Annotated in this window: 12 protein-coding genes; 5 read left to right on the top strand and 7 right to left on the bottom strand. The window is 59.1% G+C overall.

The window, feature by feature from the left end; all coding sequences use genetic code 11:
• The 4 genes from asnS to RMO15_RS06755 form a co-directional block, all read right to left on the bottom strand.
• A partial coding sequence (asnS, locus tag RMO15_RS06770; protein ID WP_309709619.1) for an asparagine--tRNA ligase occupies positions 1 to 895 on the bottom strand: 895 nt, incomplete at its 3' end.
• An 81-nt stretch (positions 896 to 976) separates the two neighbouring features.
• On the bottom strand, positions 977 to 1,342 hold the full coding sequence (locus RMO15_RS06765; protein ID WP_309709617.1) for a prepilin-type N-terminal cleavage/methylation domain-containing protein: 366 nt from the start codon (positions 1,340 to 1,342) through the stop codon (positions 977 to 979).
• A 170-nt stretch (positions 1,343 to 1,512) separates the two neighbouring features.
• Complete coding sequence (locus tag RMO15_RS06760; RefSeq protein WP_309709614.1) at positions 1,513 to 2,481, bottom strand: DPP IV N-terminal domain-containing protein; 969 nt, start codon at positions 2,479 to 2,481, stop codon at positions 1,513 to 1,515.
• On the bottom strand, positions 2,478 to 3,323 hold the full coding sequence (locus RMO15_RS06755; RefSeq protein ID WP_309709611.1) for an FAD:protein FMN transferase: 846 nt from the start codon (positions 3,321 to 3,323) through the stop codon (positions 2,478 to 2,480). The genes RMO15_RS06760 and RMO15_RS06755 overlap by 4 nt, the downstream gene beginning before the upstream one ends.
• A gap of 46 nt (positions 3,324 to 3,369) precedes the next feature.
• Between RMO15_RS06755 and RMO15_RS06750 the strand changes: the two genes are divergently transcribed.
• Together RMO15_RS06750 and RMO15_RS06745 are read left to right on the top strand one after the other, a co-directional pair.
• On the top strand, positions 3,370 to 4,470 hold the full coding sequence (locus tag RMO15_RS06750; protein WP_309709609.1) for a M23 family metallopeptidase: 1,101 nt from the start codon (positions 3,370 to 3,372) through the stop codon (positions 4,468 to 4,470).
• Between the two features lie 31 nt (positions 4,471 to 4,501).
• On the top strand, positions 4,502 to 4,819 hold the full coding sequence (locus RMO15_RS06745) for an HNH endonuclease signature motif containing protein (protein ID WP_309709606.1): 318 nt from the start codon (positions 4,502 to 4,504) through the stop codon (positions 4,817 to 4,819).
• Here the strand turns inward: RMO15_RS06745 and RMO15_RS06740 are convergent.
• Positions 4,764 to 5,375, bottom strand: coding sequence for a DUF1080 domain-containing protein (locus tag RMO15_RS06740; protein WP_309709603.1), 612 nt, complete (start codon positions 5,373 to 5,375; stop codon positions 4,764 to 4,766). The two genes, RMO15_RS06745 and RMO15_RS06740, sit on opposite strands and share 56 nt — an antisense overlap.
• A gap of 60 nt (positions 5,376 to 5,435) precedes the next feature.
• Between RMO15_RS06740 and RMO15_RS06735 the strand changes: the two genes are divergently transcribed.
• Positions 5,436 to 6,461 carry an alcohol dehydrogenase catalytic domain-containing protein gene (locus tag RMO15_RS06735; protein WP_309709600.1) on the top strand — a complete coding sequence of 342 codons (1,026 nt, stop codon included), beginning with the start codon at positions 5,436 to 5,438 and terminating at the stop codon, positions 6,459 to 6,461.
• On the opposite strand, the gene RMO15_RS06730 is transcribed toward RMO15_RS06735, so the two are convergent.
• Positions 6,458 to 7,243 (bottom strand): transglutaminase family protein, encoded by a 786-nt coding sequence (locus tag RMO15_RS06730; protein ID WP_309709598.1) that lies wholly within the window; start codon positions 7,241 to 7,243, stop codon positions 6,458 to 6,460. The genes RMO15_RS06735 and RMO15_RS06730 overlap by 4 nt on opposite strands.
• A gap of 90 nt (positions 7,244 to 7,333) precedes the next feature.
• On the bottom strand, positions 7,334 to 8,914 hold the full coding sequence (locus RMO15_RS06725; protein ID WP_309709595.1) for a tryptophan 7-halogenase: 1,581 nt from the start codon (positions 8,912 to 8,914) through the stop codon (positions 7,334 to 7,336).
• 34 nt (positions 8,915 to 8,948) lie between these two features.
• Here RMO15_RS06725 and RMO15_RS06720 point away from each other — a divergent pair, with 34 nt between their 5' ends.
• Both RMO15_RS06720 and RMO15_RS06715 read left to right on the top strand, forming a co-directional pair.
• Positions 8,949 to 11,240, top strand: a complete 2,292-nt coding sequence (locus RMO15_RS06720) for a PQQ-binding-like beta-propeller repeat protein (RefSeq protein ID WP_309709592.1) — start codon at positions 8,949 to 8,951, stop codon at positions 11,238 to 11,240.
• A 9-nt stretch (positions 11,241 to 11,249) separates the two neighbouring features.
• Positions 11,250 to 12,007 (top strand): M48 family metalloprotease (locus RMO15_RS06715; protein ID WP_309709590.1); only part of this gene is annotated, 758 nt, incomplete at its 3' end.

Below are 12,007 nucleotides of genomic sequence, written 5' to 3'. Positions count from 1 at the left end.
CGTTGATGAACGCTTCAAGGCGACTGATGGCCGCCTTGTCATGGCGTTCGACGAAGAACTTCATGTCATCCGCGCGCTCTTCGAGTACCGCCTGGAAGACGTACTTCAGAAACTGCTCGGCGAGGCTCGCGTCTGCGTCGAGATCTGCGAACGCTATCTCAGGCTCGATCATCCAGAACTCGGCGAGGTGACGCGGGGTATTAGAGTTTTCGGCTCGAAACGTGGGACCAAAGGTGTAGCAGTTGGTGAAGGCAAGCGCGAAGATCTCGGCCTCAAGCTGCCCGGAGACGGTCAGGTGCGCCTGCTTGCCAAAGAAGTCCTCTTTGAAGTCTATACCACCCGTCTGCGTGCGAGGAAGATTCTGTAGATCCAGTGTGGTGACCCCAAACATCGCGCCTGCGCCTTCGGCATCGGACGTCGTGATGATCGGGGTGTGAACGTAGAGAAAACCACGTTCTTGGAAGAACTTATGGATCGCCCAAGAAACGGCATTGCGCACCCGAAAGACCGCCCCAAAGGTATTGGAGCGCACGCGCAAGTGCGCTTGTTCACGTAGGAACTCAAACGTGTGGCGCTTGGGCTGGAGGGGGTAGGTGGCGGCATCTGCCGTGCCCAGAACCGTAATCGTCTTTGCCTGAAGCTCAACGGACTGCCCCGAGCCGGGCGAGGCGACAAGCTCCCCCTCAATCGAGAGACAGGCCCCCGTGGCCACGCCCTCGGGCACGAGAGTGGGATCAGCGACTACTTGAAGATCCGCAAAGCACGAGCCGTCCGAGAGCTGGAGAAACGAGACTCCCTTGCCCGAACGGACGGTTTTAACCCAGCCACGGGCGACGACAGCGCTGCCGACCGGCTGGGTGAAGAGATCACGAAGATACTGCCCAGGTTCAACCATGCGCTCAGGATACCACAAGAAAAGGGGGCGATAAGACTCTCGTCTCATCGCCCCCTCTCGTAAAGCTACGAAGCTTGGAGCCTACGGCAGAATGTGAGGAACCGCAGCGGTCGTACCCACGGAGCAGGTCGGGTCGACCCCCAAGTTGCCAACGACGTAAGTACCGCTCGAAGGACAGACCGGTGCCCCGCCCTTGATGTAGGTAGTGGTACCAGTGCCACAAAGAGCGGACAGTGCGGGCATGGTTGCACCTTGTGCAAGACGATTGTCCATGGCGTACTGCTCCTTGGCGGAGTCCATCTGGCGAAGGTTAGCTACACAAGCACGAGCACGTGCAGACTCACGAGCACGGATAAAGTTAGGGACAGCGATCGCAACGAGGATACCAATGATCAGAACCACGATCATAATTTCCACAAGCGTAAATGCACGACGAATTGACTTCATATCTTTCTCCTAAACAAACGGGACTCGGTTTTTAATCGCTTCCCTGTAGTGCTCCCCTGTGGGGATACACTCCAAATTATGGAGAAAACCCCATTTAGTCTTTAGGGTAAAAAATACTAGTAATTCATCTAGTTTTAAATAGCCAAGGCCGGGGTTACCCGGCCTTGATCTTAGTTGCGCTTGCTGCGTAGCTCCCTGCCCGACTTTTTCGCTCGGGTATCCGGGTTGGTTTCCGGGTCGTAGGAGCTGCTGGTTCGGGTGATCTGCCCGGTGCTCAGGTTCAGTCGGTAGATATCGGAGTCTGTATCACGGTCACTATCGAAGTAGAGGTAGCTGCCATCGGGAGTGTAGACCGGAAAGCCATCTTCCCCACTGCCACCATCGGTGAGCCTCTGAAGATCCCCTGAGCCGTCGGTGCGTACTTGGAAGATACGGAACCGCCCCCCCTCGCGGTCCGAGGCAAAGGCAACCCAGCGCCCATCAGGTGAGAACGATGGCGAGTCATCGGTGGCCGCGTTCTGTGTCAGTCGCACTAAATCACCACCGTCCGAGGCACGCATCGAGTAGATATCGGTGTTCTCCGTGGACGAAGGTGTGGCAGCAAAGACAATTCGGGAGCCATCGGCAGACCATGCGGGAGTTTGCTCCGCCGCCGCCGTGCTGGTGAGCCGTCGCACCACACCTGTCTCCACAGTCATGACATAGAGTTCATCGTTACCATCGCGATTGCTCACAAACGCCACCCTGGTGCCGTCAGGAGAGAATGTTGGGTCGGCTTCAAAGCCACTGCTCTCCGTGAGCTGCTCCACGGCACTGCCATCACTGCGCATTAGAAACAATCGGTATTGCTTCGCGTAGGTAGCGGCTCGATCTGAGGTGAAGATAATCCACTGCCGATCGGGGGAGAGTGTCGGCTGGAAATCAAACGCCGTGGTACGGGTGAGCTGCTGGACACTGCTCCCATCACCGTTCATCCGCCAGATATCCCCGTTACGGGTGTAGACCACGCGGAAGGCTGCCGCCGGGTCGTTGTTGCCCGTCCCTGGCTCCTTTGTGGTTCCACTGCCCCCTCCGCAGCCCGCTAAGGCCAGTGCTGTCAGTCCTAGTAGTGCCACTACTGCATGCAATTTCAGTTTCATCTTCTCTCTCCTGTATTGTTTAAGATAACGTCTCTGGGTAAGAGTGTGTGACAGCCCTCCCAGTTCCCCTCGCCCCGCACCAGCAGCGCTGTGGAGAGCGCATCGGCCATGGTCGCCGTCGGCGCGATCACCGCCGCCCAGGCCATCGCTTCCACCGGCCAGCCCGTTTTGGGGTTCAGAACATGGCCGTAGCGCCTCTCGCCAAAGACCGTCCAGCGTCCCGAGGGAGCCGAGACCCCAAGCGCCTGATTGGAGAGGGTCACGACGGGACCATCCACCACCGCCACGCGCCACCCCTCACCGAGCGCCACCACCGACGATGTCCCCCCGTGGAGCAGTGCCCGCGTCACGCCTGCCTCCTCCAGAACATCCCGCGCCCGGTCGAGTGCCCAGCCCTTACCGATCGCCCCCGGATCAAGCCGCACCCCAGGAAGCGCCAGCGCCACAGAGTTATTGTCTTCGTCAAGCAAGATTTTCTCCCAGCCGGTCTGGGAAAGCACTTGGGCGACACTCTCTTGCGTCGGCTCCTGCTCCCCGCGCCAGAGAGCAATTAAGGCCCCAATAGTCGAGTCAAAGGCACCGTTGGCGCGCTGGGTTAGCTCCTGCGCCTCACGCAGAAACGCGAGTGTCGTGGGACGAACACGGACGGGCCTTCGTGCCCCTTCCGTATTGATCGCCCAGAGATCGCTCTCGGGATCATAGGCAGAGAGCTGTTTTTCCACCGACTCAATCTCTGCCAGAGCCGCTTCCCCAGCTGCCCAAAGCTGATCCTCGCGCTCTCCCTCCAGCACCAGCTCAAAGCGAGTGCGCATTGCCTCGGTAGCCAGCAGGACTGTTTTCATGGACTGATTATAGCGGGTATACTTCTTGCATCTCCGGTTTTTACCCATGGCTCGAATCCTTCCGCCCATTCCCCCCTACACCAAGCAACCTCTGCCGATGGAGCGTGTGACGGTTCCGATGGTATTTCCTGTGCTGGGTGGCGCGAACTGGCGTCCCAGCTACAACGAGGACTGGAAGACGCACCGCCACACGGGCTGTGATCTGATCGCGCCTAAGCTCACCCCGGTCATCGCGCCTTTTGCCGGTGTCCTGGGCTTCAAACCTCAGACGTTCTGGATTGTCAAAGACGACGGCTGGGGCTGTCTGGGAACGCACCTCAACGACGATACGCCGGGCACGAGTGACAATAAATCAAGCATTGACTTTATGTTTGCTCCCAACCTTGTGCCGGGTGAGCGCGTCAAAGAAGGCCAGCTTATTGGCTACGTGGGCGACAGTGGCGATGCGGATGGCCCGCACCTGCACTTTGAGTTGCACGGCCCCGACGGCCTGCGCGACCCGGCTCCCTCGCTCCAGCAAGCCCGCCGCCTGAGGACGCCACTCTCTACTCTCTCTTCCCTAGAGCAGCCCACTAACGGCCAGAGCCGCACAGACGGCTGCGTGCGGGGCTTTGACGCCGCCACGCGCCGCCTGACCCTCTTGTTGCTCACCGAGCCCCGGCGTGTCACGTTCACACTGACCGAAGCAGCGCTGAAAGCTCTTGGTGGAGCCTCAGCAATCACAGCCCTGTCTCGTAGCCGCGTAGTGAGCCTCTACCACCGCAATAAAACCGTGGAGCGCGCTGTGCTTGCGAGTTCTGCGAGTAATTCTTCTGTACCCAGAACTGCAAACAGCCAGCCGCTGGTGCGCCTCAGTGGCTCCGCACTGAGTGGCGACTCCGCACTGACCCGCTGCGCCGCCGCCGAGCTGGCTCAGTTCTCCAAGCTCTCATCGCCACGCTGGATTCGCACGGGCAGCATGGCGCTCGGGCCGCTTCGGATGCGGGGCACCAAGCTCAAGCAAGCAGCCATTCTGGGGCTCACCGGCACTCCTGCCACGCTTTTCTCACAAGACATCGTCCAGGAGGCGCTCCGCTACAGTGGCTTCACCCGCTTCGGCGGCGCGGTCGGCAATGGTCGTATTGTCCTCATCCTCGCCGATGGCTGAGCATAAGCTCTCCCATCCTCGATAGTGAGATATGGGAAAACTTCGTAAACAAGCCCTTCGTGCGGCCTTTCGAGAGGCTGTTTTTACCCGCGATGGCCACTGTTGCCGGGTCTGTAGCGCTTCGGACACGGAGTTGGATGCTCATCATATCTCTGACCGTACCACGATGCCCGGTGGCGGCTACGTCAAAGAGAATGGCATCAGCCTCTGCAAACCCTGCCACCGCCTCGCCGAGCAGCTCTGGGAGACGGGAGTCGCAGCGCCTGGACTTACTCCCGAACAGCTCTACGCTCTTATCGGCTCGTCGTTTGCACGGGCACTTCGGGCTTGTCAAGAACGCGGAGCTTGATGTTGCGGTACTCCACTTTCATCGTGAGGCCGGGGTGGACTTGCAGGCCAATCGGAGCGGCTTCGGCGTACTTGGCGTCTTTAAACTGGCTGACTTGCTTGCCGTTGCACCAGACCGTAAACGTATCGCCTTTTGCCTCTAGCTTGAAGCGGTTCCAGTCGTTAGGCTTAAAAGTTTTATCGAGGTCTTTGGTGCGCCCCTCTTCGGGATACTTGCCGACATAGAACGCGCCGGTCATGTCAACTTTGAGGCTACGTGAGATGCCAAACTGGAGCTGGATCTCGGGCTTGCGGAGCATCACGCCCGAGTCAATCTCCCCGCTCCAGCGCACGTCTAGCTCCAGCACGAAGTCTTTGTAGCTCTTCTCGGTACGCAGAACATGGCCTTTTTTCTTTTCATCGTTCTCGCCGATCAAGACGCCTTTCTCAACGCGCCAGTACGGGTTGGGATCGGGGACTTGCCAGCCGGAAAGATCGCGGCCATTGAAGATCGCGACGGGCTTCTGTGCCGTCGTCGGAGCGGCGAGCAGTGCCGCCAGAAGAATTAGCTCTCTCATAAGGCTCTGGTGCGACACGCCGAGGAGGATTTCCTCCTCAGGCTTGCGAATCAGAGAGGTATGAGAGCGATTTTAGTAGACCGTCCCGATGGGACGGCAACCGTGCGTGAGATTGACGAGGCACCGCTGCCTACAGAGTATGACTGCCGTGTGGCGATTGAGTATGGGACGATCTGTGCGGGCACCGACAACCATATTCTGCACGGGCGGCTTCCCTGGGAGATGCCTTATCCCCTTGTGCTGGGCCACGAGAGTGTCGGGCGGGTGGTGAGTGTCGGTGCCAAAGTCCGAAATCAGAAAGTGGGCGACTTGGTGGCGCGTGTTGGGTGCGCCCCTGCCGCCGACAAGAGCTGGGACATTGGCTGGGGCGGCTTTGCGGAGTTTGGCTTCTGCCGGGACTGGCGCGCGATGGAGGCCGACGGCGTCGCAAAGTCCGAGTGGGACGCGTATCGCATCAACCAGGTGATTCCCGCCGATATCCCCGCGGAGTCAGGGCCGCTCTTTATCACGCTCCGCGAGACCCTGAGCTACACCAAACGCCTCGGGATTGGCGAGGGCACGAAGCTGCTGATTGTGGGCTCGGGGGGCAATGCGCTGGCCTTTGTCGCGCATGCCAAGCGCCTCGGCGCGGCCCAGATAGTGGTGATCGGCAGCGCGGCCCGAGAGGATGTCTTTCGTGAGGCGGGTGCGACGGGCTACGTGAACTACAAGGCGCTGAGTGAGATCACGGAGCGCTTCGATAGGGTTATTGACACTGTGGGCAAAGAGAGCTCCAGCGATGATATTCTCCCATTTCTGGCCGATGGCGCGACGCTCGGTATCTACGGCCTCGACGACTGGGAAAAATTAGTCCTGCGCCCCGCTCGTACTACCGCAACATTTACGATCTACCAGGGCAGCTACGACGAGCCTGAGACCCACGACGAGATTGTCGAAGGTCTACGAGAGGGCATTTATCAGCGCACGTGGTGGACGGGTGAGGCGATCTTTACGCTCAACACGTTTGAACAAGCTCTCGCCGCGATTGAGAGCCGTGAGCTGATCAAGCCGCTGATTCGGATCAATGTGGTCTCGGGCGCAGCTTAGGCTGCCTTGACCCAGACTCCCATCTCGGTGAGGGTGCTGGCTCCAAACTGGGTGAGCATCGCGACATCGGCGGCATCGCGACCGTAGGCGATGACGATCCGTCCCCCGCGTGGCTGCTCTTGTGTGGCATCGAAGGTGAACCAGCGCCCGCCGACGAAGACCTCGAACCAGGCGTGGAGGTCCATCGGAACTAGCTCGTGGAGGTAGCCGACGACCATTCGGGCGGGCATGGTGAGGCTGCGGCAGAGCGCAATGCCGAGATGGGCAAAGTCCCGGCAGACCCCCTTGCCATCACGGAGGGTATCCAGCGCCGACGTAGACGTGTCGCTGCTATTGTAGCAGTACTCGATATTGCCCTGAATCCACGCTCGAATCGCCTCCGCCTGATCGTAGCCCATCTTGCAGCCCTGGGTAATCTCCCGTGCCCGCTCCCCCACCAAATCCGACTGACAGTAACGGCTAGGGAGTAAGTACTGGAGGGCCTTGTCGGGGAGTGCGGAGACGAGGTCAAGGGGCGTCCCGGGAGCCACCTCCAGGGTCGCGGCTGTCTCGACCGTGACCTGCGTGGCGATCGAAAAGCGCCCCGCCGGAGCCAGCATCCGCTGGCAGATATTTCCAAAATTATCGAGATACTCCAGCACGGTGACCATGGGGGAGAGCGAGTGGCGCTCCTCACTGACCCACTGGAATGCGCTACTAGAGGGTCGTAGCATCAAAACAAGCGAGATCGGCCCCGGCTGATCTATCTCCAGCACCATCTCACACCCCGCGCTCAGGCGCATGCGTCTCTCCTTACCATTCTAATATTTTAGGATCACTATACCCGGCCCCACCACACGGACATCATGAGGGAGGGAGCGCGTCTGTACGCTCTACTCACAGTATGCCCAAGGAGCCGTGGCGATGATCTGGCGCATCTGAGTCTCGGTGATCCCAAGCTTACGAGCTCCCTGCGCGACATCTTCTAAGTCCACACCATAGAGATTGTGCTTGCCTGGGTTCGCGAGGCCCGCGACGTTCCAGGGTGCGATGGCATCAGCTAGAGGGAACTTGTTTTGCTGCCATACCGCAAAGTTCTCCCGAAACGCCGCGCTCTTTGTCAGCAAGTAGCCCTGCGCCAGCTCCGGCTTTCCGATGCGCCGGGCCAGCTCGGAAAAGCTCGCGGCGGCGAAGTAGAACATCGTGGTGTCCACAAAGCGCGGGAAGTCCGCAAAGGCGTCGTAGTTTGCCGTAATAAACTCAGCAACCCAGTCCAGTTCGGCAAAAGTCGTGGTTTCGTAGGCGGCCAAGCCCTCAGGCGTGATGCCCTGCTTCAGAAGCTCGGCGATGCGCTGAATCCCCAGAAGCGTGAGCGGCATCCCTGTGGAGTAGAGCGGGTCAATAAACCCTGCTGCAGAGGGAAGAAGCGCAAAGCCCTCTCCGATAACGTGCTCCGTACGAAACGAGAGCTTGGGGCTGTAGTGCCATTTCTCGATAGGCTGCGCGTCACCAAACTGCGCCTGAATCTGCGGAAAGCGAGCCAGAAAGCGCTCCCACGCCGCCGCGTTGCCCTCGGAGAGCCCCAGCTCGTCGGCAAGCCAGTCTTCCACGGAAAAGCCCGCGCTAGTGACGCCATTATCAAACGGCAAGATCCACATCCAGCCACCAGGAAAGATATAGTGGCTCGCGGCGGCATCGGGGGGATAGGGCAGCACAGGTTCCCCTCCCCCCGTCTTCGCTCGTTCCTCGCTCCGCCGACCCCCTCCCGATAACGGGAGAGGGTTGAGTGGGGGGAAGCCGCCTAGTTCCCTCTGTTTCTCCCCCTCCCTTCCCGTTATCGGGAGGGAGGGGGCAGGGGGGAGGGAGGGCAGCTTGACTCCCACAAAGTGCGAAAAGAGGCTCTGTGTGTTGGGATAGCCGCAAAATCCGACCTCTTTCCAGCCCTGGCGGCGGTGTAGAAAGCCCTTCGGCCCTGAGGCATCCACCAGAAAGTCTGCCGTATCGCCATGATCACGCGTGCGCCAGTCGTTTTCGGTGCGCTCCAGCTGCGTCAGATCCGTGTTGTCGCGGTACACCACGCCCAGTGCGATCGCTTCTTTGACCAGAAAGTGATCTACATCGGCGCGGAGCCAGTGGGTATCCGCGCAAGGGTCGCCGGGAGAGGCGGCGACTAAGAGGCGCTCGCCAGGTTGCATGCCGTAGTAGGTAAAGCCCCGCTTCAGCCCGACACCAAGCTCAGGATAGTGCGCTTTCCACGCGCCATACGTCGCGAGCGGCAAGAGGCGCGGCAAGTCGTAGGTATGCGCGATCTCCTCGATGAGTAAGTTCATCAGAGGCGAGGTGCTCTCGCCGATGGCAAAGCGCGGGTGGCTCCCTCGCTCCAAAAGCAAAACGGACTTTCCCAGCCGTCGCGCCACCATCGCCAAGATTGCGCCGCCAAAGCCGGAGCCCACAATTACCAGATCAAAGTGCATCTAGTATATAATTACCCTAGGAGTACAAGAAACCATGCAAGACTGGGCGAACTGGCGCGGACCGAGCTACAACGGCTCCACGGAAGCGAAGGGCCTTCCGGTGAAGTTTTCAACGACGGAAGGCGTGAGATGGGCGGCCCCGATGCCGGGACCAACGGCGGCGACCCCGATTGTTCTGGGCACCAGTGTCTATATCACATCGGTGGACAACGAGAAACAACAGCTCGTTGCCTATTGTTTAGACCGCAAGACGGGGAAGGTGAAGTGGCAAGACGCGATGGGAAGCGGCTACCAGCCCGGCGGTCAGGGCAATAAAGTCCGCCTCGATGAGCGCAGCCACTATGCAGCACCGTCACCCGTGGCTGATAGCAAGCGCGTGGTCTTTTTCTTTGGCAACGGCGATCTGGCGGCCTTTACCCACAACGGCAAGAAGCTCTGGCAGCGTAACTTACAGAAAGATTATGGTGATTTTGCGTTTCAGTGGACATTCTCCAGTAGCCCACAGCTCTTTAAAGAAAAACTCTATGTCCAGATTCTCCAGCGCAACCAGCCGGTCGGGCCACGCGGCAAGGGAGTCCCCGAGTCGTTTCTGCTGGCGCTGAACCCGAACACGGGGGCCGAGATCTGGCGGAGCGTGCGGCCCAGTGAGGCCATCATGGAGTCGCGCGAGTCGTACGGGACGCCCATTCCCCACATGGTCAATGGCAAGCCCCAATTGCTGATCTCCGGCGGTGATGTGGTCAGTGGACACGACCCTGAGACAGGAAAAGAGCTCTGGCGCTGGGGCACCTGGAACGAGTCGCACCGGGAAGCCTACTGGCGACAAGTTCCCTCCGCCGTGGTGGGCGATGGGGTGGTGATGGTCTGTGCCCCCAAGCGTGCCCCCGTCTATGCCGCCAAGCTCGATGGGAGTGGGCTGGCCTGGAAGAGTGAGGAGCGCGGCAATGTGACCAGCGATGTGCCGACACCGTGTTTTTCCCAAGGCAAGTTCTACGTGCTCAGCGATGTCAAGAAATCTCTCTCCAGTGTCGAAGCAAAAACAGGCGCGGTTGCTTGGAGCGTCCCCACACCCAGCCGCCAGATGTGCTGGGGCTCCCCCACTCTCGCCGATGGCAAGCTCTACGTGATTGATCTCAACGGGGTTGTGTTCGTCTTTGAGGCCACAACGGGTAAACTGCTGGCAGAGAACCCCATGGACACGGAGGGGGCTGAGGTTCGCTCCAGTATCGCGGTCGCCTACAACAATCTCTTTATCCGAACCCGCGATAAATTGTATTGTATGGGGAGATGGTCGGCAATAAAGATTATGCAACAATTTCGGATCGCGCCAGGGAAGCTGGCGAGCAAGCTCAAGCAAGCGTGGCGGTTCAAGACCGGCAAGCCCGTTCTATCGTCGCCGGTGGTAGATGGCGCGGGGCGGGTGTTTTTCGGCTCCGAGGACAAGAAGGTCTACGCCGTGCGTCTCGCCGACGGCAAGAAGCTCTGGGCCACCCCAACCAATGGTGAGATCGAGGCCTCCGCACGACTTATTGGCAAGCTCGTGGTGATTGGCTCGTCGGATGGGCGGCTCTATGCCTTCGATGCGGCCACGGGAAAGCTCGCCTGGAAGTACAAGACCGACGATAAGATCCTCGGGGCAGCGAACCTCACGATGGCGCCTGATGGCAAGACGCCGTTGCTGATCTTTGGCAGCTACGACAACCGGGTGCACTGCGTGAACGGTCTCACCGGGAAAATGCAGTGGACCTACGAGACCGACAACTACGTCAATGGCATGCCTGCGATCTCCCAGGGCAAAGTCGTCTTCGGGGGCTGTGATGGCTTCTTGCATGTCTTAAACGCCGCCGATGGCAAGAAACTCAGCAGCATTGATGTCGGGGACTATATCGCGGGTTCCGTGACCATTGACGAGGGTCGGGTCTACTTAGGGCACTACGGAAACGCCGTCGTCTGCATGGATCTGGCGACCGGGAAAACCGTCTGGCTCTACCGTGACCGAGGCTTTCCGTACTACTCCACCCCCGCTGTTCTGGGCGATAGGCTGGTGATCGGGGGGCGCGATAAGTTCGTCCACTGTATCAACAAAGAAACGGGCAAAAAAATCTGGACCTTCCGCACGCGTGGCAAGATAGACGGCTCCCCGGTGCTCTGCGACGGCAAGGTCGTGATCGGCTCCGAGGACGGACGGCTCTACTTCCTCAATCTGGCCGACGGAAAACAAATCTGGAGCTACCCCATCGGTCGCCCCGTCATGGGCTCCGCCTGCGTCGTCAACGGCCAAGTCCTCATCGGCTCCGACGACGGCTACGTCTACTGTTTTCGATAGCGCCTAAAGATGCTCCAGCAACAAGACCAGAATCAGCTCCCCGAGGACAAAGTTCCCCTTCTCGTCCGTATGAGCTTCTGGCTCTGGGCCATAGTTTCATGCAGTGTTTATTTCTTAATTTCCCGGTTTCGTTACGATATTCCCATCCACTTAGGAAGCATTTTCTACTTGTTTGTCAATCTAGCTCTTGCCATAATCTGGGGATTTGTGTACTGGTGGACACGAGCAAAAACGAGAATTCTCCTCACCACTGATCATCCGATGGCCGAGAGTGCTGGGACATTTGCGGTGCGCTCAGGTTTGATTATCAAGCGCCTCTATGTCTTTCCTTCACCCCGAATAGACGCCTACCGAACCCCGGCGGGCTCTCTCTATCTTTCCAGCGCTCTGCTTAGTCACCTCACCCCCCGCGAAGCCGAGGCGATGATCGCATATAACATCCACCTGGGTACCGCCAAGTGGGGCTACTTTTTCGGGCTGGCATTCCTTGTCATAAGTGGGCTTTTCACCACTGTTATGGAAAGCTGGCTCCACAATCAATTTGGCGTACCACTCACCCAAGTAATGTTTTATGTGGCAGCTATACGTGTCGTTCTCACGGTCGTTATTAATATTTTCGGCTATCTTTGGGAGAAACATCGGGCAAAAGCCGCCGATGCGTTTGCGGTCAAAGTGACCGGTGACCCGGAGCGGGTCGTGCAGGCGATTCTGAAGGCCCACTTTCTCTCGCCCGGAATCATGCAAGGCTCGATGGAGAATCCCCCCAA

The sequence above is a fragment of the Armatimonas sp. genome, from assembly GCF_031410135.1.
Classification (GTDB): domain Bacteria; phylum Armatimonadota; class Armatimonadia; order Armatimonadales; family Armatimonadaceae; genus Armatimonas.
This window is presented reverse-complemented; position numbering and strand designations above follow the sequence as displayed.